21 protein-coding genes are annotated in these 24,944 nt (G+C 64.3%); 10 read left to right on the top strand and 11 right to left on the bottom strand.

The window, feature by feature from the left end:
* Window positions 1-27: 27 nt before the first annotated feature.
* Window positions 28-1,950: an ABC transporter ATP-binding protein gene (locus LB568_RS04820; RefSeq protein WP_412033893.1), complete on the bottom strand. Its 1,923-nt coding sequence runs from the start codon at window positions 1,948-1,950 to the stop codon at window positions 28-30.
* Window positions 1,951-2,230: 280 nt separating this feature from the next.
* Between LB568_RS04820 and LB568_RS04815 the strand changes: the two genes are divergently transcribed.
* Both LB568_RS04815 and LB568_RS04810 read left to right on the top strand, forming a co-directional pair.
* Complete coding sequence (locus tag LB568_RS04815; protein WP_412033895.1) at window positions 2,231-3,577, top strand: NAD(P)/FAD-dependent oxidoreductase; 1,347 nt, start codon at window positions 2,231-2,233, stop codon at window positions 3,575-3,577.
* Between the two features lie 124 nt (window positions 3,578-3,701).
* Window positions 3,702-5,141: an NAD(P)-dependent oxidoreductase gene (locus LB568_RS04810; RefSeq protein ID WP_224729385.1), complete on the top strand. Its 1,440-nt coding sequence runs from the start codon at window positions 3,702-3,704 to the stop codon at window positions 5,139-5,141.
* Window positions 5,142-5,198: 57 nt separating this feature from the next.
* On the opposite strand, the gene LB568_RS04805 is transcribed toward LB568_RS04810, so the two are convergent.
* The 10 genes from LB568_RS04805 to LB568_RS04760 form a co-directional block, all read right to left on the bottom strand.
* Window positions 5,199-6,404, bottom strand: a complete 1,206-nt coding sequence (locus LB568_RS04805; RefSeq protein ID WP_224729384.1) for a glycoside hydrolase family 172 protein — start codon at window positions 6,402-6,404, stop codon at window positions 5,199-5,201.
* A 22-nt stretch (window positions 6,405-6,426) separates the two neighbouring features.
* Window positions 6,427-7,275 (bottom strand): carbohydrate ABC transporter permease, encoded by an 849-nt coding sequence (locus LB568_RS04800; RefSeq protein WP_013896979.1) that lies wholly within the window; start codon window positions 7,273-7,275, stop codon window positions 6,427-6,429.
* Window positions 7,268-8,212, bottom strand: a complete 945-nt coding sequence (locus LB568_RS04795) for a carbohydrate ABC transporter permease (protein ID WP_224729383.1) — start codon at window positions 8,210-8,212, stop codon at window positions 7,268-7,270. The genes LB568_RS04800 and LB568_RS04795 overlap by 8 nt, the downstream gene beginning before the upstream one ends.
* 75 nt (window positions 8,213-8,287) lie before the next feature.
* Complete coding sequence (locus LB568_RS04790; RefSeq protein ID WP_224729382.1) at window positions 8,288-9,634, bottom strand: ABC transporter substrate-binding protein; 1,347 nt, start codon at window positions 9,632-9,634, stop codon at window positions 8,288-8,290.
* A 71-nt stretch (window positions 9,635-9,705) separates the two neighbouring features.
* The gene (locus tag LB568_RS04785) at window positions 9,706-10,710 is read right to left on the bottom strand and encodes a LacI family DNA-binding transcriptional regulator (protein ID WP_140780507.1); all 1,005 of its coding nucleotides are present in this window, start codon (window positions 10,708-10,710) and stop codon (window positions 9,706-9,708) included.
* 176 nt (window positions 10,711-10,886) lie between these two features.
* Entirely contained in the window at window positions 10,887-12,383 is a 1,497-nt protein-coding gene (locus LB568_RS04780; protein WP_224729381.1) for an HAL/PAL/TAL family ammonia-lyase, read from the bottom strand.
* Window positions 12,384-12,530: 147 nt separating this feature from the next.
* A complete protein-coding gene (locus LB568_RS04775; protein ID WP_224729379.1) occupies window positions 12,531-13,634 on the bottom strand; it encodes an alcohol dehydrogenase family protein in 1,104 nt (367 codons plus the stop codon).
* 8 nt (window positions 13,635-13,642) lie between these two features.
* Window positions 13,643-15,022, bottom strand: a complete 1,380-nt coding sequence (locus LB568_RS04770; RefSeq protein ID WP_140780504.1) for an aspartate aminotransferase family protein — start codon at window positions 15,020-15,022, stop codon at window positions 13,643-13,645.
* A 39-nt stretch (window positions 15,023-15,061) separates the two neighbouring features.
* On the bottom strand, window positions 15,062-16,555 hold the full coding sequence (locus tag LB568_RS04765) for an NAD-dependent succinate-semialdehyde dehydrogenase (RefSeq protein ID WP_224729377.1): 1,494 nt from the start codon (window positions 16,553-16,555) through the stop codon (window positions 15,062-15,064).
* 129 nt (window positions 16,556-16,684) lie between these two features.
* Window positions 16,685-17,176 (bottom strand): Lrp/AsnC family transcriptional regulator, encoded by a 492-nt coding sequence (locus LB568_RS04760; RefSeq protein ID WP_041165110.1) that lies wholly within the window; start codon window positions 17,174-17,176, stop codon window positions 16,685-16,687.
* An 83-nt stretch (window positions 17,177-17,259) separates the two neighbouring features.
* Here LB568_RS04760 and LB568_RS04755 point away from each other — a divergent pair, with 83 nt between their 5' ends.
* From LB568_RS04755 to eutC, 8 genes are all read left to right on the top strand, one after another.
* Complete coding sequence (locus LB568_RS04755; RefSeq protein ID WP_013896970.1) at window positions 17,260-18,645, top strand: PLP-dependent aminotransferase family protein; 1,386 nt, start codon at window positions 17,260-17,262, stop codon at window positions 18,643-18,645.
* Window positions 18,646-18,825: 180 nt separating this feature from the next.
* Window positions 18,826-19,617, top strand: a complete 792-nt coding sequence (ehuA, locus tag LB568_RS04750; RefSeq protein ID WP_023764691.1) for an ectoine/hydroxyectoine ABC transporter ATP-binding protein EhuA — start codon at window positions 18,826-18,828, stop codon at window positions 19,615-19,617.
* A 102-nt stretch (window positions 19,618-19,719) separates the two neighbouring features.
* On the top strand, window positions 19,720-20,571 hold the full coding sequence (ehuB, locus tag LB568_RS04745; RefSeq protein ID WP_140780500.1) for an ectoine/hydroxyectoine ABC transporter substrate-binding protein EhuB: 852 nt from the start codon (window positions 19,720-19,722) through the stop codon (window positions 20,569-20,571).
* 200 nt (window positions 20,572-20,771) lie between these two features.
* The gene (ehuC, locus tag LB568_RS04740) at window positions 20,772-21,431 is read left to right on the top strand and encodes an ectoine/hydroxyectoine ABC transporter permease subunit EhuC (protein WP_140572843.1); all 660 of its coding nucleotides are present in this window, start codon (window positions 20,772-20,774) and stop codon (window positions 21,429-21,431) included.
* A 16-nt stretch (window positions 21,432-21,447) separates the two neighbouring features.
* Complete coding sequence (ehuD, locus tag LB568_RS04735) at window positions 21,448-22,107, top strand: ectoine/hydroxyectoine ABC transporter permease subunit EhuD (RefSeq protein ID WP_013896966.1); 660 nt, start codon at window positions 21,448-21,450, stop codon at window positions 22,105-22,107.
* Between the two features lie 4 nt (window positions 22,108-22,111).
* Window positions 22,112-22,891 (top strand): ectoine utilization protein EutA, encoded by a 780-nt coding sequence (eutA, locus tag LB568_RS04730; RefSeq protein WP_224729376.1) that lies wholly within the window; start codon window positions 22,112-22,114, stop codon window positions 22,889-22,891.
* Window positions 22,892-22,896: 5 nt separating this feature from the next.
* The gene (eutB, locus tag LB568_RS04725) at window positions 22,897-23,883 is read left to right on the top strand and encodes a hydroxyectoine utilization dehydratase EutB (RefSeq protein WP_224729369.1); all 987 of its coding nucleotides are present in this window, start codon (window positions 22,897-22,899) and stop codon (window positions 23,881-23,883) included.
* Complete coding sequence (gene eutC / locus LB568_RS04720) at window positions 23,880-24,872, top strand: ectoine utilization protein EutC (RefSeq protein ID WP_224729367.1); 993 nt, start codon at window positions 23,880-23,882, stop codon at window positions 24,870-24,872. The genes eutB and eutC overlap by 4 nt, the downstream gene beginning before the upstream one ends.
* Window positions 24,873-24,944 lie beyond the last annotated feature (72 nt).

Genomic DNA, 24,944 nt, shown 5'->3' with positions numbered 1-24,944 from the left:
TTTTGACGCAATTCCCAAGGGAAAGCGCTACGCGCTTTTCCCGGGAAAACCGGTTTCCACTTTTCCTGGAATTGCTCCCGAGGGTCGGTCCTCGTCCGGCCGCAATTGCAGGTCGTAGAGTGCGCGATAGCGTCCGTCGAGCGCCAGCAGCTCCTCATGCGTGCCGCGCTCGACGATCCGGCCGCCCTCGACGAACAGGATCTGGTCGGCATGCATCAGCGAACTCAGCCGGTGCGAAATGATCAGCGTCACCCGATCCCTGGCAAAGCGCTTCATCGCCGCCCGGATCCGCTGCTCGGTGCCGGCATCGATGGCAGCGGTCGAATCGTCGAAGACCAGCACCGATGGCCGCAGCATCAGGCTGCGCGCGATGGTCAGCCGCTGCCGCTGGCCGCCGGAAAGCGATGCGCCGCGCTCTCCGACGACCGTGGTGTAGCCGGCGGGGAGCCCGATGATGTAATTGTGCAACTGGGCATATTCGGCTGCCTGCCCGATGCGGGTCTCGCGCGCCCACGGATTGCCATAGGCAATGTTGTTCTCGATCGAGGTGGTGAACAGGAACGCGTCCTGCTGCACGACGCCGACCGCCTTGCGCAATGATTGCAGCGTGACCTTGCGGATATCCTGGCCGTCGATGGTGATCGCGCCCGATGTCACATCGTAGAAGCGCGGGATCAGATGCGCGATGGTCGACTTGCCGCTGCCCGGAGGGCCGACAATGCCGATGGTTTCGCCGGACCTGGCCTCGAACGAAATGCCCGACAGTGTCGGCCGCCCGCCTGAACCCTCGTAACGGAAGCCGACATCATCGAAGCGCAGCACGCCCTCGGTAACGACAAGATCCGTGGCGTCGGGCGCGTCCTCGATGTCGAGTTCGGTGTCGAGCAGTTCGAACAGCCGCGTGCCGCAGGTCGAGGCGCGCGCGAATGAGTTGACCATCAGACCGAGCTGGCGCACCGGCATCTGCAAAATGGTCATGAAGGTGAGGAACTGCGCCAGTGTGCCGACGCTGATCTGGCCTGCGATCACCTTCTGGCCGCCGAACCAGAGCACCAGGCCCATGGCGGCGAGGAAGGAAAAGTTCATGGCGCTGGTGTTGCTGACGCGGATGTCGACGCGCTTATTGGCGAGGTCCAGCGCATCCTGCTTGGCACGGTCGAATTTTTTGAGCTCGTGCCGCTGCGCCGCGAAGGCACGCACGACACGGATGCCGCCGAGGTTCTCGTCCATCACCCGGCTCAGCACCGACAGACGCTCCTGCAGCGTCAGCCAGGTGCTGCGCAGCGCCAGTTGCGTCACCGAGGAGCGCCAGGCGACGAACGGCACGAAGCTCAGACTGAGCAGCCCAAGCACGAGATCGGTGCTGATCAGAAGATAGGCGCCGACGCCGATCAGCACGCCGAGCAGCACCACGCGCAGGATGCCGGTGGAAAAGAACATGCGCACGCCGTCGAGATCGAGCAGGCCGAGCGTGATCAGATCGCCGGTATGGACCTTATCGTGGAAGGAGAAGCTCAGACGCTGGATCTTCTCGTAGAACGCCAGGCGCAATTCATAGCCGGTCCGGTGGCCGACGGCCTCGCCATAGTAGTTCTGCGCCATGGTGAAGAGACCGCGCAGGATGCTGATCACGAGCAGCGTCAGCGCCGTGTTCCACAGCGCCTGCTCCGCCGCCGCGCCGGCACCCGCGGCCATCACGCCCTGCGCCTGGTCGATGGCCCGTCCCAAGAGGCGTGGAATGAAAAGCTGCAGCGTCGCGGCGATGAAGGTCGAGACCAGGGTGATGGCGACTTGCCAGGGATGGCGCAGCGTCATGCGCACGATGCGCAGCAGCGTGCTGAGGCCCTTGCCCCAGGAGGCTTCGGCCACATGGGCAAACGATTTGCCGCGCTTCGCTGCGCCGCTGGTTGCATCCGTAAGCAAGGAAAATATCCAGTCCAATCCGGACATTAGCCCGGACGAATAAGACAGACTCAGTTCTGATGAGGCGATGTTACGCGTGTCCGACTTGACCCTTCAAGGGGCCAATGGCGGCATCGCACTGTGCCTGAAGCGGCGCCGTGATTGGCTTCCATCTGCATCAACAACTTTATTGCATTGGCACGCAGATTCTCCAGCTCGACCCAGCCATGACGGACTATCAGTTCGGTCAGGTATCACCGACATTCCACGCAAGCGGCCAGGGCGGCCAAGGCCAGCTACCGCCGTGGAACCAGGAGGATCGTATTCTTTGACACGTTTTCCCTTCACCGAAGCCATGCCGATCCAGTTTCAGGCGCCGTTGCCGAAGGACGCGGAGGTTGTGATCATTGGCGGCGGCATCATCGGCGTGACAACGGCTTTGTTCCTGGCGCGACGGAACATTTCGGTGACATTGCTGGAAAAGGGGCGCATCGCCGGCGAGCAATCGTCGCGGAACTGGGGCTGGATCCGGCAGCAGGGTCGGGATGCCGATGAACTGCCGATCGTGATCGAAGCGCAACGGCTCTGGCGTCAACTGGCCGAAGAATGCGGCGAAGACATCGGGTTGAAGCAGACCGGCGTTACCTATCTTGCGCGAACCGACAAGGAAATGGCCGGTTTCGCAAAGTTCCTGAAGATCGCCGAGATGCATGGCGTCGACACGCGTCTGCTTGACCAAAGTGAGACGGCTAGGCTGATCCCTTCTATGTCGCGTCCCTTCAAGGGCGCGATGACCACTCCATCGGACATGCGGGCCGAGCCTTGGGTGGCGGTGCCAGCGCTTGCTCGCCTGGCCGCACGGCAGGGTGTCACCATCATCGAGAATTGTGCGGCGCGGATGCTCGACATTTCGGCGGGACGCATCAGCGGTGTCTGGACCGAGCAGGGTCGTATCGTCACCTCGAACGTCGTCGTCGCGAGTGGTGCGTGGACGTCGCTCTTCCTGCGCGCGCACGGCGTTTCCATCCCGCAGCTCAGTGTCAGGTCGACGGTCGCCGCGACCCAACCCATGCCTGAAATCCATTCGGGTGCCGTCGCCGATGAGCATATCGCATTCCGGCGCAGGCAGGATGGCGGCTACACGCTCGCATCGGGAGGCTCCAGTCAACTCTATGTCGGGCCTGACGCGTTTCGCCACGCGGGCAAATATGTCCCCGCCCTGTTGGCCAATCCTCTTGGCATCCGCTACCTGCCAGCGGCGCCACGAGGCTATCCGGACAGCTGGTCGACCCCGCGCAAATGGAACGCGGACGAGGAAAGCCCGTTCGAACGGATGCGTATCCTCAATCCCGCCCCCAAAGCCTCCGCGCTACGCAATATCGACCGCGAATTCACTGCACTTTTCCCGCAGTTCAAGACAGTGCCGTTCAAGGCGAGCTGGGCGGGCATCATCGATGCGATGCCGGATGTCGTGCCCATCGTTGATCGCGCCGCCGAAATTCCGGGTCTCGTTATCGCCACAGGGATGAGTGGCCACGGCTTCGGCATCGGACCCGGGATGGGCCGCGTCGTGTCCGACCTCGTTCAGGGAAACGAGACAGGACATAGTCTTCACAGGTTCCGTCAATCCCGGTTCAGCGACGGCAGCCCGATCGAGCTTGGACCCAGCCTCTAGATCGTGTCGCAACTTGCTGCCGGTTTGCCGCCAGCGATCGATCTGACGCCCTTCCGGGCGGATAGGTTCTGATCGAGAGCGTGCTGTACCGGCAGGCCTTTCAGTTCTTGCATGGGGAAACGACGTGACCGCGAACACCAATACACAGGCCGCGAACCTAATCGATCCGCAACGCGCCTACGCCGTGCTGATCTGCGATCTGGTCGGCCTGCGTTTCGGGCCTGAGGGCAAGCCCGACCCGAGCGAAGTGCGCGCCCATATCGAAGCCAAGGGTGGCCGCTTCCATCTGTCCGCGCTTGGCGACAAAGCGGGTCTTGAGCATGGCCGCGCGCATTTCTTTTACCAGCCGGACCTCAGCACCCGCGAAGAGCTGATCGGGGCCGCCGGCGACGGGCGCTATGACGCCGTCATCGCCGCCGCGACTTTCCTTCCCGCGGAAACCGTTTTTCCGCTGGCCGGCGTGAGGATCGGTGCCGGCACCGGCAATATGGGCTCGCGCTCCTGGGGCGGCGGCAGCGGCGAGGGCGGCACGGCGGTGCTGATGAACACGCCCGGCATCAACAGCCGCGCCACGGCGCAGATGGTGATGAAGGCGATCCTGAAAGTGCTGCCAGACCTCCCGGTCGACACGCTTCATGAGCGGGTGGCGCGCGGCGCTTTCGACACCGGCAGGGAACTGCGCGATTTTCCGACCGAAAAAATCGAAGGCAAGAGGATCGCGATCATCGGTTACGGCAATATCGGCCGCGAGGTCGCCAAGCTCGCCCGCGCCTTCGGCATGCGCGTGGTGATCCACGCACGGCCGCGGCATCGGGGCTGGGTGGAAGCCGAGGGTTTTGTTTTCGCGCAAGACCTCGGCGATGCGGCTAATGGTGCCGATGTGCTGAGCGTCCATGTCGGCCTGGGCAAGCAGGACGCGCAAACCGGCCGCTACGCCAATGCCGGACTCATCGGTGCGGACGTCCTGTCACGCATGAACAACGGCGCGGTGCTGGTCAATTATGATCGTGGCGAGCTGGTCAACGTAGAGGCCCTTGCCGATGCCCTGAATACGGGGCAGGTGCGCCACGCGGCGATCGATGCCGACCTTTTCAGGGATGCCTCGACCGGCAGTCTCTCCGGCCCGATGCTGCCTTATCTCGATCTCGTCGGGAAGCATGGCGGCAGGCTTGAACTTCTGCCGCATGCGGCGGCCGATACGGACCATCCCTCGCGCGTCGCCGGCGCCAAGCAGGCCGTAGACCAGTTGTTCGACGTCATCTGCCGCAAATCGGTGACCAACGTGAAAGGCACGGTGCCGCCGGGCTATCTTTCCCTTGGGGCGACGACGCCTCCTGGCATCGGTCCGGTGACGGCGGATCACATTTTGAAACTCACCTCCAGCGAATGCTCCGAACTGGCGGATGTCTGTGACCGGCAAAGCCAGTTGTGGAAGGCTCTCTCAGACGCGGCAGCTGCCGAGCGCGGCGGGGTCGTGGCCGAACAAGGCAAAGAGCTTGTCCGACTGATCGACCGGTTTTGCCTGCTGGCCGAGAAACTGAATCTCCGCGGCCCTTATCAATAACACCGGCCTGCCGCCGCGGCCGACGCCTTCTCCCTCAGCCTGCTGGGCAGAGTGATTTCAGCGCCGCTCGCGCATCGCCGCGGCGACTGCCGCGTCCCAGCCCTCGTTGGGTCGGCGGAAGGTTGGAATGCGCTCGGCCGCAGGCGGCAGCGGCGCAAACGGCTTGTGCGGCTCGGCCTGGTACCAAAAGGCGACCGACGAGATGTCATCGGCGCGCCGGTTGGCGTGGCCGTGCTCGATGCTGACCCGGATGCGTTTGTGGAAGATCACCGGATCCTCGATATGCCAGCGGTAGAGCGTCACCGGTTCGGTCCAGTTCGGGCCGCCGGCGGCGATGATGCCGTGATAGGGCGCGGAATAGTCCTGCGTCGGGCACCAGGCAGTGTTGAAATAATCCTCCGTGCCGGTGCCGTGCAGTGTCGGCGGCCAGGCATCGTTGGCGCCCGCCGAGCTTTCCGCGCGCGGCTCGATGAGTGCCGCCTTCGGGCCGATGCGCGGGTCGGGCTTGCGTACCGTGTCGGGCACCGAGAGGCCGGGCTCGCCGTCGATGAAGATCATGTCGTCGCCCTCGCCATACCAGTCCCAGAGCTCGGAGCGGCGACGCGAATAGACGCTGTAGAGCACGCCGACATAGTGGCCGCGGCCCTCGGCCTCGAGGATCGTGTAATTGTCCTTGCCGTCCGTGGTCTCGCCGCCGAACAGGAACTGCTCGTTGGTGAGGCCGGTCTCCGCCATGCCCTGAGGCCGCGCCTGGCGGTATTGCGCATGGAAGCGGCCGAGATCGTCCTCCAGCCGCTCATGCAGCTCGAGGTCGACATAGTAGTAGAACAGGAGATCGTCCTCGGCCTCGTTGGTGATCGTCATCTTCATTCCGGCCGCGAAAGGCATTGGGAAATAGCAATTGAAAGCCTTGCCGTCCTCGGGGCTTGCCTGCACCGGCAGGCTGGCGAAGTTCTTCGTGCGGGCATGGCCCATGCCAAAGAAGTCGCCGACGGGGGTCTCGACGCTGGGCTGGTCCTCGCCGTCCCAGTAGGCGCGCAGCACGATCTTGCGCAAAAAACTTTCGCTCTTGCAGGCAAGCGTCGCCCAGATATGGGTGACGATGCCGGCGCCGTCGTATTCGGCGATTGTCACGGTCTTGCCCGGCTCGATGTGCAGGCGGTCGTCATTGCCGCCGGTGCGGTCGTAACTGGAGAAGCGGCGCGTGCTCGCATCGCGCAGCTTGGCGAGGCCGCGCAGCGGCGAAAGTCCGGCTTGGGTCATCGGTCGTTCCTATGCTTGTTACTCACTTGAGGCCGCTGGTCTTGATGGATTCGGTGATCTGCCGCTGGAAGATCACGAACAGCACGAGCATCGGCAGCGCCACGATAGTCGAGGCGGCCATGACATAGTTCCAGGCGCCGGCGTACTGGCTCTTGAAGTTGGTGATCGCCACCTGGACGACCCACAGCCTGGTGTCGGAGGCGACGGTGAGCGGCCACAGGAACGCGTTCCAGTTGGCGAGGAAGAACAGGATTGCCAGCGCGGCTAGGATCGGCCGGCTGAGCGGCAGCACGATCGACCAGTAGATGCGCCAGCGGCTGGCGCCGTCCATGACGGCGGCCTCCTCCAGTTCACGCGGCAGCGAGAGATAGTATTGCCGCAGCAGGAAGATGCCGAAGGCATTGAAGATCGAGGGCACGATCAGGCCGGCATAGGTGTTGATGAGGCCGAGCGCCTTCACCAGGATGAACAACGGCACGATGATCACCGGCAGCGACACCAGGAAGGTCGAGAACATGGCGAGGAAGATGAAGTCGCGGCCGGGGAAATTGAGCCGCGCCAGCGCGTAGCCGGCCATCGAGTGGAAGAACAGCGCCACGATGGTGACGGTCGCCGACATGAAGAAGGAATTGGCGAGATAGCGCAGGAAGGGGACTTCGGTCAGCACGTAGAGGAAATTGCCTGTTGTGGGCGAGACCGGCAGGAAGTTCGGCGAGAACACCTCCGGCGCCGGCTTGAAGGCGATGACGAGCATCCAGACCAGCGGGAAGATGGTCATCAGCGCCAGGATGGCCGATATCAGCATCCAGAGGAAACGCAGGATGTGCGTGGAGCCGGCGGCGCGCTTGTCCCTTATGGCGGCATCAGTCATGGTCGAACCGCCCGCCGCGGGTGAGCGCGAACAGCAGGAGCGTGACCAGCATCAGCAGCACCACCAGCAGCGAAGCCATTGCCGAGGCATAGCCGAAAGCGCCGAGCTGGAAGGCCTGCTTGTAGATGTAGACGATCAGTGCGGCGGTGGCGTTGACCGGGCCGCCATTGGTCATAACGTAAATCAGGTCGAAGACCTGGCCGCCAGCCGCGGCCATGACGATGGAGACGAGCAGCACGAAGAAGCTGGTCGGTTTGAGCAAGGGCAGCGTGATATACCAGAAGCTGACGACCGGCCCGGCGCCGTCGATCTTGGCCGCCTCGTAATATTCGGCCGGAATGTCCTGCAGGCCGCCGAGGAAGATCAGCATATAGAAGCCCATCAGGAACCAGACGCTGACGACCACCAGGGTGATCAGCGCAAGGTTCGGGTCGCCGAGAAAGGAGACGGCACCCCAGCCGAGCGAGGCGGCGAGGCGGCCGATAATGCCGACCTTCTCGACCAGCAGGATCTGCCAGACCAGCGCGACCACCACGAGGCTGACCATCTGCGGCGCGAAGAACATGGCGCGGATCACCGTCTCGAAGCGGCCGCCGCGCTGTACGAGCAGCGCCAGGCCGAGACCCGAGACATAGAGCGCCGGCACCAGCATGACGGCGTAAAGCACGGTGACGCGCAGTGCTGTCCAGAACAGCGGATCGTTCCACATGCGCGCGTAATTCTTGAAGGCGACGAATTTGTACGTGCCGAAACCGTCGACCTCGAAGAAGCCGATGCCGAGCGCGAGCAGCATCGGCAGGCCGACGAAGACGAGCAGCCCCAGCGCGTCCGGCAGCACGAAGAGATAACCGGCCAGCCAGTCGCGGCGGTTCTTGCGCGAGACCATGGGGCGGTCTTCCTCGGTCGTGGAGGTCAAGGCGGTAGAGGGATAGGTCATGTCGGGTCGGCCCGTTGGCGAACTCTCTCTTGCCTGGAGCGCAAGAGAGGGTTTCGATGCGAATTCTCCTGAAGGCTAAAGAATAGGCGCTCCCGAGTAGCCGGCCAGGAAGGCGTCGAGCTGCTGGCTGGCTGATGTCGCGGTCTGCTGCGGGTCGGCGCCGCCGAGCTGTGCGGCCTGGATGGCGTCGGAGATGATCTTGTAGACCTCGGGCGGCACGCGAGGCTCGGCCCGGGTGCCCGGATAGATGTCCTTGGAGAAGACGCCCATCTTGCCGTTGGTGAAGGCGGCACCGCCGGCAGCGAGCGCACTGTTGCGCGGCGGCATGTCGCTTTTGGCCACCGTGCACCAGTCGACGACGCGTTGGACCGAGCCCTTGTCCATGGAGGCGAGCGCCCAGGCGCAGAACTGCGCGGCCGCTTCCGGGTTCTTGCCCTTGGCGTTGGCGACGAAGGCCCAGCCGCCGCCGACCGTCACATATTTGCCGTTGGCCGGCGTGGGTAGCTTGAAGATACCGTAGGGCGTGTTCTTGGCGTTGTTGTCCATGGCCGAGATGCCCCAGATGCCGACATTCTGCATTGCGCAATAGCCGGAGCCGAGATTGGCGACCACATCGAAGCCGCCGCTCAATACCTGGCGTGGTGCGGCGCCCGATTTGATGGCGTCCTGCCAGAGCTTCAGCGCCTGGACCGTGGCCGGCGAATCGAAGGCACTCTTGCCGTCCTTGCCCTGGAATTCGCCGCCGCCCTGCCACAGGAAGGGATACCAGGTGAAATTCTGATAGTAGCCCGGCGTCGTCTCGAACAGAACGCCGTAGCGGTTGGGCGTCGTTAGCTTCTTGGCGGTTTCAAGCAGCTCGTCCCAACTCTTGGGCACGTCGTTCTCGTTGAGGCCCGCGTCCTCGAAGGCCTTGACCGAATAGTAGAAGGCCATCGGCTCGACCTCCATGGGTACGCCGTAGATCTTGCCGTCGACCATGCGGTTGGCGATCACGCTTTCCGGGAAATCGGCTCTTACGGCGGCGTCGATGTAAGGTGTCAGGTCGGCCAGCACGCCGCCATTGTAGTAGCGCAGGAAGTCGCCGGGGCTGATGATGAAGATGTCCGGCCCTTCTCCCGACGCAAAGGCCGTGGAGAGCTTCGAGCCGTTCATGTACTCGCTATTGGTCACATATTCGAGCTCGACCTTGACGTCATGGCCGGCGTTCCAGCCGGCAACCATATCCTCGAACCATTTCACCTGCGGCTTCACGTCGCCGCCCGGCGCGTAGAACTGCCAGAACTTCAGTGCCGCGCCCTCGGCGCGGGCGATGCGGTTGATGAAAGGCAAGCCGGCGATGCCGCCGGCGAGGGCAGCACCTTGCTGCAGGATGCGGCGGCGTGTCAGGCCGGATACGATTGGCGAAGTTGGTCGATCAGTCACGGTTTCCTCCCTGTTGATCGTCTCTGGTGAACTTTTCGGGCCGAGTGGTCTCCCGCTGGCTTTCAAACTCCTCACGCCGTGTCGAAGGGGTGGAGGAAGGACGGCACCACTACGGTGCGCGGTTCGCCGGCATAGGCGCCCGAGAGCCTTTCGAGCAGCATCCGCGTCGCCTCCCGAGCGAGGTCGGCCGGGCTGTTGCCGACACGCGTGAGGCGCGGCCGCACATATTCGAGCTGCGGCAGATCCTCGAAAACCGCGACGGCGATGTCGCGGGGCACGACGATGCCGAGGTCGTGGAACGTCGCCAGCGCGCCCGCCGCCATCAAATAGTTGGCAAAGAAGATGGCGCTCGGCAGCGGATCGCTGTGCCGTTCCAGCAGCCAGGCGACCGCCTCGACACCGGAGGGCGGCAGATAGCTGCCGGTGAAACGCAGGTCGGCCAGGGGCGGCGCGCCATTGTCGGCAAGTCCTTTCTCAAAACCTTCGGCGCGTTCCATCGCCTCCCGGAACGAGGTCGGCCCGGTGACGTAGGCGACGCGCCGATGGCCTTTGCGCGCCAGATACTCGCCCATCAGGTAACCGCCGCCATGGTCGTCCAGCCTGACATTGTCGACGGCGCGGTTAGGCAGGTCGCCGATGAAGACGGTAGGGATGTCGATGCCGATCAGCGTGTCATGCATGCCATGCAGCGCGAAATCGCCGACGATCAGCGCATCGACCCGGCGGTGCCGGATTTGGCGCAGATACTCATGGCCGTGCTCCTGGCTGTGGCCGCCGGGCACGTCGGTGTTGAAGATCAGCATGTCGAGGCCGACGGCCTCGAACTCGGACTGCGCGGTCTTGACCAACTCCGGATAGAACGGGTTGCGGATATCGGGAATGAGCATGGCGACCGTATTGGTGCGCCCGGTGCGCAGGCTCTGGGCCTGCGGGTTGGGTGAATAGCCAAGCTCGGCGATCGCCTTCTCCACCCGCTCGCGCAGTGATTTCGACACGCGGTCGGCGTGGTTGATCACGTGCGAAACGGTCGTCCGCGATACGCCTGCCCGCTCGGCAACCTTGGAGATCGTGCTCATGGAAAGGCACTATTATGCCTTGTGAATGCATTTGCAAATCGATTTTCAGAGAAAGTTGGAGATTTGGCCTGGCTCGCGGCCTCCATACAGCGACACACGGGTGATGTCCTGTGCGAGGAAATGATGCCCGGACAGCGAGTCGGGAAAAATGAGTGGCAGGCCGATGGAGCGCCGGCTCAGTACCGGGGACCGGCAACAATGCGGGCAATCCGCGTCATGTCGGCGCTCATCTCGCGGTCGTCGTCGAGCGGGCTGACGAGCGCGCGCACCGCGGCAAAGGTCCGCTGCGGCCCTTCGCCCATGCTGTCGACGACGCCGCGCAATTCCACGCCCGTCGCCGCGAAGATCAGCTCCATCGCAACCAGATAGCGCATGCGCTCGACGATCTCGGCGGTCTTGGCCACCACCCGCGGCGCCATCGACGATTGGTCCTCGATACCATCCGAAACGGCAAGCGGGCTGAGCGACATCGGGTTGGCCAGATGGCGGATCTCGGCTTCCAGCGCGGCCAGCGGCTTTTGCAGTTCGGCATAGCCCTGGCGGCTGCCGCCCCTGGCCGACAGGAAGCGCGGCAGTTCGGCAGTTATCGGCGACATCAGCTTCATGCCGCGGTTGGCGATGCCGACTGCGCAATGCGCCAGCGCCTGGCCAAGCTGTTCCCAGGCCAGCGTCATCGCCGTGAGATCGAAATTGCCGTTCGAGATCACCCGCTCGCCCTCGGCCAGGATCACAGGATTGTCGCCTGAGTGGGTCAGTTCGATCTCCGTCGCCAGCCGCGCCTGCTCGAACGCGTGGAGCAGGCCACCCCAGACCTGGGGCACGCAGCGATAGCTGAGCGGATCCTGGAGGCGCCGTGCCGCCTTGTCCTTCCACAGGCCGCTTCCCGCCAGTTCCTTGCGCAGCCGGGCACCGATCTCGCGCTGGCCGAAGGCCGGCCGCGCGGCCAGCGCATGCTCGTCGATCGCGGTGAGGGAAGAACGGAACGCCTCATAGTTGAGGGCCACCGCTGCCAGCGCCCAGTCGATGAGATGCGCGACGTCCTCGAGGCACAGGCAGGCCGTTCCGGTCGACAGGCTGTTGGCGACGATGATGGCGTGGCCGTCCTTCTCGCGCAGGTCGAGCGGCTCGAGCCCGGCCAGCGCCAGCGCTTCGGCGGACGGCATGATCCTGCCGCGGAATTCCGCTTCGCCGTCGCCGCCCAGCGCCCTTGCCATATGGCCGAGATGGGCAAGGTCCGCCGCCCCGATTGATCCCCAGGTGGGAATCATCGGATGGACGCCGGCGTTAAGCGCCGCCACAAGGCCCATCACCACGCGTTCGGAGGTGCCGGTGCCGCCGGCCGCCATGCCTGCGATGCGCGCGGTGATCATCGCCCGCACGGCCTCGGTCGGTAGAGCAGGCCCGATGCCCATGCTATGGCTGAGCGGCACGCTGTGCTGGAAGGCGATCAGGTCGGCCTGCGCGAGCGGTGTGTCGACACAGGCGCCCAGGCCCGTGGTGACGCCGTACATCGGCTTGCCGAGCTGCGTCAGATGCTCGATGAGGGAACGGCTCGCCCGGATGCGGCGCATCGCCTCGTCGCCCAGCATGAGCCGGGCGTTGCGCCGTGCGATCTCGGCGACATCCGCGACGCCGAGCGGCTTGGCGTCGAGCACTATCATTCGGGCTGTCATTCTCGCCTGTATCCTGTGACCGGAGGCCCGGACCAGCGGCGCGGCGGGCGTCACTGTTTGTGACGGCTTGCAGGCTGGACTGCAAGCCGTTCCCGTTATGGCAGCGGTGGGAGGACGGCAGAAGCGAGGATGCCTGGATTTCCGGAACTACGCCGATCGCTCCGCGACCGCGTCGGGCACCACCACCAGCTTGCCGACGAAATCCTTGGCGATGAAATCGGCCTGCGCGCGATGGAAATCCGACAGCCTGTAGACGCCGCCGACCAGCGGCCGGATTTTTTTCGCCTCGATATATCCGACGATGCGGCGAAAATCGGCGCGCGTGCCCTGGCTCGAGCCGTGCAGTTGCAGCTGCTTGAGATACATGGTCCTGAGATCGAGCTGCACGACCGGACCGGCGATCGCGCCGGCGGTGGTGTAGCGCCCCTCGGGCCTCAGGATGCGCAGCAGGTCGTTGAAGATCGCGCCGCCGACGAGGTCGGCGACCACGTCGATCGGCTTGCCACCGGTTGCCGCGTACACGGCGTGCGGCAGGTCGGCGATGCCACGGGTGATGACAGCCTCGGCGCCGATATCGCGCACCGCCTGCTCCTTGCCTTTGCCGACGACGGCATAGGGGATGGCGCCGCGCGCCCGTGCCAACTGCACGATGCCGGAGCCGACGCCGCCCGAGGCGCCCGTGACCAGCACGCGCTCACCGGCTTTCAGGCCGGCGCGTTCCAGCATCTGTTCGCCGGTAAGATAGGCGCAGCAGAAGGTGGCGAGTTCGACATCGCTCATCTCCGTATCGACGACATGCGCATTCTCGGCCGGCACGGTCTGATACTCGGCGTAACCGCCATCGCGGCCGTGCCCCATATAGTCGATGTCGGCCAGTGAATCGTCGTCGCGGTTATAGATGGAGAAATCGACCATCACCCGTTCGCCGAGACGATCCGGCGGGACGCCTTCGCCGACGGCGGCGATGATGCCCACCGTGTCGGTGCCCTGGACGCGCGGAAAGGTCAGCGTGTTGCCCTGGCGCCGCCAGGTCGACACGGCGGCGGCGTCCTCTTCGGTGCCATAGGCGCCCTGGCGCACCCACACATCGGTGTTGTTCATCCCGCAAGCGCTGACTTTCACCAGCACTTCGCCGGGGGCGGGCGCGGGCACTTTCACATCGGTGCGGTAGACGAGCTTTTCCGGTCCGCCGTGCCCGGTGAGCAGCACGGCGGCCATGGTGGCGGGAAGGGTTCTGGTCATGGCATTCATGGTCGATTTCAGAGATTGGCAAAGACGCTGTTCACCGCATCGGCGGTCCTGGAGACGACGATGTCGGCTTCTTCGCGGGTCAGGCAGAGCGGCGGCGCGAAGCCGAGAATATCGCCTTGTGGCATCGCACGGCCGATAACACCGCTGGCGGCAAGTGCCGTTGCCACCTGCGGACCGATCTTCTGCGAGGCGTCGAAGAACACCCGATCGTCCTTGTCGGCGACGAACTCGACCGCCGCCAGCATGCCGTCGCCGCGCACGTCGCCGACATTTTTGTGGCCGCCGACGGCCTTCGCCAGTTCGGCACGGAAATAGGCACCGGTCTCGCGGGCATTCGTCACCAGATCCATCTCGTCGATCAGTTCGAGATTGGCGACGCCGGCGGCTACGCAGATCGGATGCGCCGAATAGGTCCAGCCATGGCCGAGCGAGCCGAGCTTGTCGGAACCCTGCACCAGCACCTGCCACATCTTGTCGGCGACGATGACGCCCGACAGCGGCGCATACGCCGAGGTCAGGCCCTTGGCGATGGTGATCAGGTCCGGCTTGATGCCGTAATGGTCGGAGCCGAACATGGTGCCCAGCCGACCGAAGCCCGTCACCACTTCATCGGCGACCAGAAGCACGTCGTACTTTTTCAGCACCGCCTGGATCTTTTCCCAATAGCCGGCGGGCGGCGGCACGATGCCGCCGGTGCCGAGGATCGGCTCGCCGATGAAGGCGGCGACGGTCTCGGGGCCTTCGGCCAGGATCATCTCCTCGAGCTTGTCGGCGCAATGTTGCGAGAACTGCTCCTCGCTCATCGAGCGGTCGGCGCGGCGGAAGTAATAGGGCGCCTCGGTGTGCAGGATCGGCGCGCGTGGCAGGTCGAAGGCGTTGTGGAAGAGATCGAGCCCGGTCAGCGATCCGGTCATCACGCCCGAGCCGTGATAGCCACGCCAGCGCGAGATGATCTTCTTCTTTTCGGGGCGCCCGAGCACGTTGTTGTAGTACCAGATCAGCTTGATGTTGGTTTCGTTGGCATCCGAACCGGAGAGGCCGAAATAGACCCTCGACATGCCCTTCGGCGCGCGGTCGATGATCATCTTGGCCAATGTGATCGAAGCCTCGGTGCCGTGCCCGACATAGGCGTGGTAATAGGCAAGGTTCTTCGCCTGAGTGGCGATGGCGTCGGCGATCTTCTGCCGGCCATAGCCGACATTGACGCAATAGAGACCGGCGAAGGCGTCGATGCTCTTCCTGCCATTGTTGTCCCAGACGGTAACGCCTTCACCGCCGGCCATGATGCGGGTCGGGCTCTCGCCCCGCGCGTGCGTGCCCATATGCGTCGAGGGATGGAAGAAGTGGTCGCGATCCCAGGCGGCGAGTTCGTTGGACTGGTCGAGCATTTTTTTGACTCCTGACGAAAAGGGCGATTCCGATGCAGCTTAGGCTACATCGAGGCAGAGATATTTGAGATCGGTGAAAGCTTCGAGGCCATGGCGCGAGCCTTCGCGGCCGATACCGGACTGCTTGACGCCGCCGAACGGGATCGGCGCGCCGGTAATCTTGACGCGGTTGACGGCGACCATGCCGTAGTCGAGGGCACGGCCGAGACGCTGCTGGCGGGCGCCGTTCTCGGTCACGACATAGGCGACGAGACCGTATTCGGTGGCATTGGCGCGGGCGATCACCTCGTCCTCGCTGTCGAAAGGTGTGATTGCGGCAACCGGGCCAAAGGTTTCCTCGCGCATGATCAGCGCTTCGTCGGGCACATCGGCCAGCAATGTCGGCTGGTAGAACAGCGGCCCGGCCTGATGCCGCTTGCCGCCGACAAGGCAGCGCGCGCCGTGGGCGATGGCATCGGCGACCTGCTCCTCGACCTTGGTGACGGCGCGCTCATGCATCAGCGGCCCGATGTCGGTTTCCTGCATAAGGCCGTTGCCGGTCCGCAACGCTTCGATGCGGCTGGCGAAGGCGGCGCAGAAGCGATCATGGACCGGGCGCTGGACATAGATGCGGTTCGCGGCCAGGCAATCCTGGCCCGAAGTGGCGAATTTGGCGTCGATGGCGATGCTCACCGCCTTGTCCAGATCGGCATCGGCAAAGACGATCAGCGGTGCGTGGCCGCCAAGCTCCATCACCAGCCGCTTCATCGTCGGCGCACTCTGCGCGGCGATCAGCCTGCCGATTTCGGTCGAACCGGTGAAGCTCATGGCGCGAACGCGCGGATCCTCGCACATGCGGCCGACAATCGTCGCGGCCTTGCCGGTGATGATGTTGAAGACGCCGGCAGGCAGACCGGCGCGCTCGCCGAGTTCCGCCAGCCCCAGCGCCGACAGCGGCGTCTCCGAGGACGGATGCGCAACGATTGTGCAGCCGGCGGCCAGTGCCGCCGCCGCCTTGCGGGTCAGCATGGCCGATGGAAAATTCCACGGCGTGACGACACCGACGACGCCAAGCGGTTCGCGCCGCACCATCATTTCCGCGTTCGGCAGATGGCTGGTGACGCTTTCCGCGTTGAGGCGTTTTGCTTCCTCGGCGTACCACTCAACGAAGGAGGCGGCATAGTCGATTTCACCAATCGACTCCCGCAGCGGCTTGCCCTGTTCCAGCGTCATCAGCAGGGCAAGATCGTCTTTCGCGGCGATGATCAGCTCGAACCATTTCCGCAGGATTTTCGAGCGCTCTTGCGGCAGCAGCGCCCGCCAGGCCGGAAAAGCGCGCGCCGCGGCATCGATCGCTTTTGTCGTCTGGCGCGCGTCGAGCGCGGTCACGAAGGCGACGGTGGCGCCGGTGGCCGGATCGGTGACCTCGAAGCTTTCAGCGGCCTCGCTTGCCGTCCAGTGGCCGTCGACATAGGCGAGCTCGCGCAGCAGCCGGCGATCGGCAAGGCGGTCGAGCGCTTCATGGCGATGCGAGCGGGCAAAATGCGCGGACATGGTCGAAGCCTCCCGGTTCGGTCTGATGCGGGGAGATTATCCATCGCGGGCAGACAGAGAGGCTGTTTGGATGCACGCTGATAGAGAGAGTCTCTCTATTGCGGCGGTCGGGCAGACGATCTCTCCGCGCTACGGCGATGCCGGCAAAAGGTCGGCTATCGGAAGCGCTATCTCGTCCTTCACCGTCTTGATGACGATGTAAGTGAAGTAGCGGTCGATGCCGATCTCGCGATCGAGCAGGCCATCGACCAGCCGCTGATAGGCGTCGATGTCGCGCGCCATCACCTTCAGCACGTAGTCGACACCGCCGCCCACCGACCAGCAGGCAACGATCTCGGGGATGTCACGGACGACGCGTTCGAAGCGGTCGAAATCGGCCTGGCGATGGCTGGCCAGCGTCACCTCCATCAGCACGGTCGCGACGGGCGCCACGACACGCATGGCGATCCGGGCATGGTAGCCCGAGACGATGCCCGCCTTCTCCAGCTTGCGCAGCCGCATCCAGCATGGCGTGGGCGACAGGCCGACCTGCTCGGCCAGCGCCAGCTTGGTGATACGGCCGTCGCGCTGGATGGCGTCGAGGATTTTGAGATCGATCGCGTCGAGTTTCGCAGCAGTCATCACGGCCCACTTTTTCGTCGCCAGTACCATGACGGCGCATTATTTCGATTGTCAATTGCACTGATTTCGATCTCTAATAAGTCATGACATTGTGGCAACCCGATCCCGCTCTCATCCGGCGGCCGGCCTATCAGTCGCTGGCCGACCAGTTCGCGCGCGCCATTCATGACGGGCGCCTGGCCAATGGCGCCCGTCTGCCGACTCATCGCCGGCTCGCCGACGATCTGAAACTCTCGGTGCAGACGGTCAGCCGCGCCTATGAGGAATTGATCCGGCGCGGCCTGATTTCGGGCGAGATCGGCCGCGGCAGTTTCGTCCAGACGCAACGCCGCGAGCCGGAGCCGCCCTATCTGCCCGAACGCCTCGGCGAGGTCATCGACCTCTCGATCCTGAAGCCGGTCTGCGAGCCGATGCATCTGGAACGGCTGAAGCAGGCACTGGGCTGGCTGGCCGAGAACCTGCCGTCGAGTTCGGCACTGTCGTTCCGGCCCAACATGGTGTTTCCACGTCACCGTGCGGTGGCGGTCGAATGGCTGAAGCTATGCGGCCTCGATGTCTCGCCGCAGAACATCAGCCTGACCAATGGCGCCACCGCCGGCATGACCGTGGCGCTGATGAGCGTTGCGCCGCCGGGCTCGACGGTTGCCACGGAGGCGATCGGCCACCACACACTGGTGCCGCTGGCCCGGTATCTCGGCTTCAACCTCGAAGGCCTGCCCATCGACGGCAATGGCCTGATTCCCGAAGCGTTGGACGAAGCCTGTCGGCTCTCCGACATCCGCGCGGTGTTCGTGCAGCCCTCGGTGATCAACCCGACGGCGACCCTGATGGACGCGCGGCGGCGCGAAGAGATCGCGGCGGTCGCCCGCAAGCACGACATCGCCATCATCGAGAACGATGTGCTGGGTCCTCTGGTCGAGGATCGGCCGCCGCCGGTCGCCGCTTTCGCCCCGGAGCGCACGCTCTACGTCACGTCCTTCACCAAGATCGTGGTGCCCGGCCTGCGCATCGGCTATCTCGCCGCGCCCGACCGCTATGTCGCCGCCGTCGCCAACCGGCATCTGGTGTCGAACTGGATGGCGACGCCGCTGGTGGCCGAGATCGCCACCAAATGGGTGGCCGACGGCACGGCGATGGAGTTCGTCCGCTGGCAGCGTGCGGCGTTGCGGCGGCGGCTGGACATCGCGGCGGAAGTGTTGGCGGGGGTCGAATATCGTGCCCGGCATGACGGGCTGCACATCTGGCTGGAGCTGCCGGCCGATCGGGCCGAGGAAAGCTTTGTCGCCCAGGCGCGGCTGCGAGGCGTGGCGATTGCGCCGGGTACATCCTTCCGCATTTCGGATGCGCCCTGGCATCCGGCCGTGCGTATCTCACTGGGTTCGACCACGGAAGGGGAACTGCGCGCCGGCCTCGGCGTTGTCACAAAGCTGCTGCTTGGCGATCCGGAACATCTGCTGCTTGCAATCTGAGCACGTCGCCCAAGAAGGGCGAGCCGTTTTGGGATGATGACGTGCACAAAAATCAGCCGCGACTGATCGGAAAACATGCGCAATCGGAATAATTGTCATGATATTATTTTCCCGATTGACATGATTTGGCGCGTTCCGCATCGTTAAGGGCACAGGCTTCTCCAACACGGGGAAATTCATTTGTCCGCATCCATACCCATCATCAAGGTCGATGCCATTTCGAAGAGCTTCGGCACCTTCAAGGTGCTAGACGGCCTGTCGATGCAGGTCATGCCGCGCGAGAAGCTGGCGCTGATCGGGCCCTCCGGCTCGGGCAAGACGACGATCCTGCGCATCCTGATGACCCTGGAACGCATCGACGGCGGCCACATCCAGATCGAGGGCGAACAACTCTACCACATGGAACGCAACGGTCAGCTGCTGCCCGCCGACGAACGGCATCTGACCCGGATGCGCCAGAAGATCGGCATGGTCTTCCAGCTCTTCAACCTGTTTCCGCACAAGAGCGTCATCGACAATGTGACGCTGGCGCCGATGCTGACCAAGGGCACGCCGCGCGCCGCCGCCGAGAAGCGGGCGATGGAACTGCTCGACATGGTTGGCATGGCCGACAAGGCCAAGGCCATGCCGGCGCAACTGTCCGGCGGCCAGAAGCAGCGTGTGGCGATCGCCCGCGCGCTCGCTTTGCAGCCGAAGATCATGCTGTTCGACGAAGTGACGTCGGCGCTTGATCCGGAACTGGTCGAGGAGGTGCTCAACGTCTTGTGGCGGCTCTGCGCCGAGACCGACATGACGATGCTTCTGGTTACGCACGAAATGGGTTTCGCCCACGATTTCGCCGACCGGGTGCTGTTCTTCGATCGCGGCAGAATAGTCGAGGAGGGCAAGCCCGATGAGATTTTCCGCCATCCCAAACAGGAGCGAACGCAGGGTTTCCTGAAGAAGATCATCGCGGCCGGACATCGCGTCTGACCGTTATGCCCGGGACGATGAAGCCGTTCCGAAATCAACCAGAAACGGGCGGCGCTGCTGCCGCAACCAAACCAAGAAAACGAAACAAGGAGTTGGGAACAAATGAAGAAATTTGGCATTCTGGCCGGCGTCGCCGGTCTTGCGCTGACCGCGGTGCTTGCCGCCTCGACCGCGGGTTCGGCCGACGACAGCAAACTCGAACAGCTCAAGTCGCAGGGCTTCGCCCGCCTCGCCATCGCCAATGAGCCGCCCTATACGGCCGTCGCCGCCGACGGCAAGGTTTCGGGAGCGGCGCCTGACGTGGCGCGCGAGATCTTCAAGCGGCTCGGCGTCGCCGACGTCGTTGCCTCGATCTCGGAATATGGCGCCATGATCCCCGGCCTGCAGGCCGGCCGCTTCGATGTCGTCACCGCCGGTCTGTTCATGAAGCCGGAGCGCTGCGCCGCGGTCGCCTATTCCGAGCCCGTGCTGTGCGACGCCGAAGCGATGCTGGTGAAGAAGGGTAATCCGAAAGGCTTCAAGAGCTACGAAGACGTCGCCAAGGACACGTCCGCAACGATCGGCGCTCCCGGTGGCGGCACTGAAGAAAAGCTGGCGCTCAATGCCGGCGTGCCGCGGGAGCGTGTCATCGTCGTGCCGGACGGCCAGAGCGGCCTGAAGATGGTGCAGGACGGCCGCATCGACGCCTACTCGCTGCCTGTCCTGTCGATCAACGATCTGATGAAGAAGGCCAATGACCCCAGCCTCGAAGTCATCGCGCCGGTGCAGGGCGCGCCGGTCTATTGCGACGGCGCCGCCTTCAAGAAAGGCGACGAGGCGCTGCGCGATGCCTTCGACGTCGAACTCGCCAAGATGAAGAAGTCGGGCGAATTCGCCAAGATCATCGAGCCCTATGGCTTCTCGGCCGCGGCCGCGATGTCGACGACACGCGACAAGCTCTGCGCAGCGAAATAGGGCTCTTTTTCCTTCTCCCCGTTCACGGGGAGAAGGTGTCACGAAGTGACGGATGAGGGGCGGCGCCATACCTTCGTAAGTTCGCGCTGCCCCTCATCTGCCTGCCCGTCCTCCGCAGCAGCTACGGAGGGTGGACCGGCATCTTCTCCCCGCGAACGGGGAGAAGGATCTTAAAACCAAACGTTGGAACCTCTAATCGAATGACCCAGTGGTCCGGCTATTTCGGCCTGATATTGCAGGGAGCGCTTGTCACCATCGAGCTGACGCTGATGGGGTCGGTGCTTGCCCTGGTCATGGCCTTTCTTGCCGGCCTGGGGCGGCTGTCGCGCTTCTTTGCGCTGCGCGCGCTGGCCACCGCCTATATCGAATTCTTTCGCGGCACCTCGATCTTCGTGCAGTTGTTCTTCGCTTATTTCGTGCTGCCGCTGGTGGGCTTCGAACTGACCCCGCTGCAGGCAGGCGTGCTCGCGCTCGGCCTGAATGTCGGCGCCTATGCCGCCGAAGTGGTGCGCGGCGCCGTACAGTCGATCGGCCGCGAACAGCATGAGGCCTGCATCGCGCTCAACCTCGGCCGCTGGCAAGGCTTGCGCCACGTCATCCTGCCCCAGGCGTTTCTGGTGATGCTGCCGACCTTCGGCAACAACGCCATCGAACTGCTCAAGGCCACATCGGTCGTCTCGCTGATCTCGCTTGCCGACCTGACCTTCCAGGCGCAGGTGGTGCGCGCCCAGACCGGCAACACGATGGTGCCCTTCACCACCATCCTGATCATCTATTTCATCCTGGCGCTGCTCATTTCGTGGGGCGTGCGCTCGCTGGAGCGCCGCATGGCGCGCGGCCTCGACGGAGTGCGCGTCTGATGGCCGGGGCTTTCTGATGGAATGGGATTGGGATTTTGTCCGGCAGATCCTGCCGACGCTGATCCAGGGGGTGAAGATCACCATCCTTGCGACGCTGCTCGGCTCGGTGCTGGCGGCGATCGTCGGGCTCGGCATCGCGCTGGCGCGCCGCTCGCCCAACAAGGCATTGTCCCGCACCGTCGGTTGGGCGGCCGAATTCATCCGCGGCACGCCGCTTCTCGTGCAACTCTACTTCATCTTCTACGTGCTGCCTGACATCGGCATCCTGCTGCCGCCGCTCGTCGCCGGTGTCATCGGGCTCGGGCTGCACTACGGCACCTATACGGCCGAGGTCTACCGCGCCGGCATCGACAATGTGCCGCGTGGCCAGTGGGAGGCCGCCAAGGCGTGCAATCTCAGCGGCAGACAGACCTGGAGCCACATCATCATACCGCAGGCCATCCCGCCGATGATCCCGGCACTGGCCAACTATTTCATCGCCATGTTCAAGGAAACGCCGCTCCTGTCGGCGATCACCGTGCTGGAACTGATGAACCAGGCGAAAAGCGTCGCCAATACCTACTATCGCTATATCGAGCCGATCACGCTGGTTGGCGCTTTCTTCCTCGCCATCAGTCTTTGCTCGGTTATCCTGCTGCGCTGGCTGGAACGGCGCTACGGCAAGATCGAGAGATAATTTGATGAAACCCTTACCCGAGATCAAGGTCGCGCCCAACCGGCCAACGCTCGAAGACCGCCCGATGGCGCGCCGCGTCGGTCTTATCATCCTGGCCACGGATCACACCAGTGAGCCGGATTTTCGCCGCATGGTGGCGAGCGAGCGCATCGGCGTCTATGTCGCGCGCATTCCCTACGCCAATCCCACGACGCCGGAGAATCTGCGCAAGATGCAGCCGGCGCTGACGGCGGGCGCGGCATTGATCCTGCCCGACGAGCCGCTGGACGCCATCTGCTATTCCTGCACCTCGGCCTCGGTGGTGATCGGTGATGCCGAGATCGAGGTGGCGATTCAAGCCGCCAAGCCCGGCGTTCCCATCGTCACGCCGCCGATGGCTGGCGTGCGCGGGCTGCACGCGTTCGGCGCGCGCCGGATCAGTATTCTTACGCCCTACACGGTCGAAACCTCCAGGCCGATGGCGGCTTATTTCGCCGCCCGTGGCTTCGAGATCGCCAGCTTCACCTGTCTCGGTTTCGAGGACGATCGTGAGATGGCGCGCATCGCACCGGCAGAGCTTGTCGATCTCGCGCGCGAAGCGACGCACGCGCAGTCGGACGCACTGTTCGTCTCCTGCACGGCGCTGCGAGCTGCGCTCGCGGTCACCGGCATGGAACAGGCGATCGGCCGCCCAGTGGTGACCAGCAACCAGGCGAGCGCCTGGAACTGCCTGCGCCTTTGCGGTGATGAGACAGTCCATCCCGAATTTGGCCGTCTGATGACGCTGCCCTTGCCCCGCGATTGACGATCATGGCGACAGTCACTCTCAGCGATATCCGCGCCGCGCGCGAACGAATTGCCGGCAAGGTCGAGCGCACGGCGACCGTGCGTTCGCCGGGTCTCTCCGAACAACTGGGTGTGCCGGTTCACCTCAAGCTCGAGCACCGCCAGATCACCGGCAGCTTCAAGCTGCGCGGTGCTTCGAATGCCATCGCTTCGCTGAGTGCCGCGGAGAAAGCGCGTGGCGTCGTCGCGGCCTCGACCGGCAATCATGGCCGCGCGCTGGCACATGCCGCGAAGCTCGAAGGCATGCGCGCGGTGATCTGCATGTCACGGCTGGTGCCCGGCAACAAGCTTGACGAAATCCGCCGGCTTGGCGCGGAGGTCCGCATTATCGGCAACAGCCAGGACGATGCCCAGCAGGAGGTCGAGCGGCTGGTGGCGCAAGAGGGCCTGGTCATGCTGCCGCCCTTCGACCATCCCGCGATCATAGCCGGGCAAGGCACGCTCGGGCTGGAGATGATCGACCAGGTTCCGGATGCCGCGCTCGTGCTCGTACAGCTCTCCGGTGGCGGCCTGGCCTCGGGCATCGCCGCGGCCATCAAGGGGGTCAGCCCCGGTACGAAAGTGATCGGTGTTTCGATGGTACGCGGCGCGGCGATGAAAGCGAGCCTCGATGCCGGCCGGCCGGTGCCGGTGGAGGAATTGCCGACGCTGGCGGATTCGCTCGGCGGCGGCATCGGCCTCGACAACCGGCTGACCTTCGCCATGTGCCGCGACCTGCTCGACGATGTGATCTTGCTTGGCGAAGACGAAATCGCCGAGGGCATCCGCCATGCCTATGCGCAGGAGCGTGAGATCGTCGAAGGCGCCGGCGCGGTCGGTATCGCCGCTCTGCTCGCTGGCAAGGTCAAGGCGGACGGGCCGGTGCTTGTTCTGCTTTCGGGCCGCAACATCGACATGGACACGCACCGCAAGATCATCTGCGGTGACGCAACGATGGAGCGCGCCGCATGAGCCGCATGACGATCCTCACCGAGAAGGAACTGCGACAGATCGTGACGCTGGATCTCGACGCCGTCGCCTGCGTCGAGAATGCTTTTCGCGCGCTCGCCACCTTGCCGGTGGCGATGCCGCCGATCCTGCGCCTCGACATCCCCGAGCATCGCGGCGAGGTCGACGTGAAGACCGCCTATGTGCCCGGCATCGACGGCTTCGCCATTAAGATCAGCCCCGGTTTCTTCGACAATCCGAAGCTCGGCCTGCCCTCGGTCAACGGCATGATGGTGCTGCTGTCGGCCAGGACCGGTCTGGTCGAAGCGCTACTGCTCGACAATGGCTATCTCACCGATGTCCGCACGGCCGCCGCCGGCGCGGTCGCGGCCAAGCATCTGTCGCGTCCCGATGCATCCGTTGCCGCGATCTTCGGCGCCGGCGTGCAAGCCGGACTGCAACTCGAAGCGCTCAAGCTCGTGCGGCCGATCTCCGAGGCCCGCATCTGGGCGCGCGATGCCGCCAAGGCAGTGGCGACCGCGGCCGCCTTAAGTGAGAAACTCGGCATTGTCGTTCGTGCCGAACCCGACCCGGCTGAGGCCGCGGCCGGCGCCGACATCATCGTCACCACCACGCCCTCCACCGAGCCGCTGATCAAGGCCGGCTTCGTTTCCGCCGGCCAGCACATCACCGCCATGGGTTCGGACGCCGAGCACAAGAACGAGATCGCACCGGCGATCCTGCGTATGGCCGATCTCTATGTCGCCGACAGCGCGCGCCAGACACGACGGCTTGGCGAACTCCACCATGCCATCGCGGCGGGCGTGATGGCAGCCGATGCCGAGGTGACCGAGCTTGGCCAGATCATCGCCGGCGCAATGCACGGCCGTCGCTCAGCCAGCGACATCACCATTGCCGACCTGACCGGCACCGGCGTGCAGGACACGGCGATCGCCACGCTCGCCCGCGACCGGGCGCGGACGGCGAAATCCGGAACCATTTTCGAAAGCTGATGCTGGCCGCAGGAGCATGGATCCGCAAAGCGGAAATCGGTCTTCCGAGAAGATCGTGCTCGAACAAAAAGT

Source organism: Mesorhizobium sp. B263B2A (genome assembly GCF_020165775.1).
GTDB lineage: Bacteria > Pseudomonadota > Alphaproteobacteria > Rhizobiales > Rhizobiaceae > Mesorhizobium > Mesorhizobium opportunistum.
The sequence above is the reverse complement of the archived record's forward strand: the minus strand, read 5'-3'. Positions and strand labels throughout refer to the sequence as shown.

Bases quoted from the DNA above. Each gene is read 5' to 3' on its own strand.
- LB568_RS04820 (WP_412033893.1), bottom strand. From the start codon at position 1,950: ATGTCCGGATTGGACTGGATATTTTCCTTGCTTACGGATGCAACCAGC.
- LB568_RS04805 (WP_224729384.1), bottom strand. From the start codon at position 6,404: ATGACCCAAGCCGGACTTTCGCCGCTGCGCGGCCTCGCCAAGCTGCGC.
- LB568_RS04800 (WP_013896979.1), bottom strand. From the start codon at position 7,275: ATGACTGATGCCGCCATAAGGGACAAGCGCGCCGCCGGCTCCACGCAC.
- LB568_RS04795 (WP_224729383.1), bottom strand. From the start codon at position 8,212: ATGACCTATCCCTCTACCGCCTTGACCTCCACGACCGAGGAAGACCGC.
- LB568_RS04785 (WP_140780507.1), bottom strand. From the start codon at position 10,710: ATGAGCACGATCTCCAAGGTTGCCGAGCGGGCAGGCGTATCGCGGACG.
- LB568_RS04780 (WP_224729381.1), bottom strand. From the start codon at position 12,383: ATGACAGCCCGAATGATAGTGCTCGACGCCAAGCCGCTCGGCGTCGCG.
- LB568_RS04775 (WP_224729379.1), bottom strand. From the start codon at position 13,634: ATGAATGCCATGACCAGAACCCTTCCCGCCACCATGGCCGCCGTGCTG.
- LB568_RS04770 (WP_140780504.1), bottom strand. From the start codon at position 15,022: ATGCTCGACCAGTCCAACGAACTCGCCGCCTGGGATCGCGACCACTTC.
- LB568_RS04765 (WP_224729377.1), bottom strand. From the start codon at position 16,555: ATGTCCGCGCATTTTGCCCGCTCGCATCGCCATGAAGCGCTCGACCGC.
- LB568_RS04760 (WP_041165110.1), bottom strand. From the start codon at position 17,176: ATGACTGCTGCGAAACTCGACGCGATCGATCTCAAAATCCTCGACGCC.
- LB568_RS04755 (WP_013896970.1), top strand. From the start codon at position 17,260: ATGACATTGTGGCAACCCGATCCCGCTCTCATCCGGCGGCCGGCCTAT.
- ehuB (WP_140780500.1), top strand. From the start codon at position 19,720: ATGAAGAAATTTGGCATTCTGGCCGGCGTCGCCGGTCTTGCGCTGACC.
- ehuC (WP_140572843.1), top strand. From the start codon at position 20,772: ATGACCCAGTGGTCCGGCTATTTCGGCCTGATATTGCAGGGAGCGCTT.
- ehuD (WP_013896966.1), top strand. From the start codon at position 21,448: ATGGAATGGGATTGGGATTTTGTCCGGCAGATCCTGCCGACGCTGATC.
- eutA (WP_224729376.1), top strand. From the start codon at position 22,112: ATGAAACCCTTACCCGAGATCAAGGTCGCGCCCAACCGGCCAACGCTC.
- eutB (WP_224729369.1), top strand. From the start codon at position 22,897: ATGGCGACAGTCACTCTCAGCGATATCCGCGCCGCGCGCGAACGAATT.
- eutC (WP_224729367.1), top strand. From the start codon at position 23,880: ATGAGCCGCATGACGATCCTCACCGAGAAGGAACTGCGACAGATCGTG.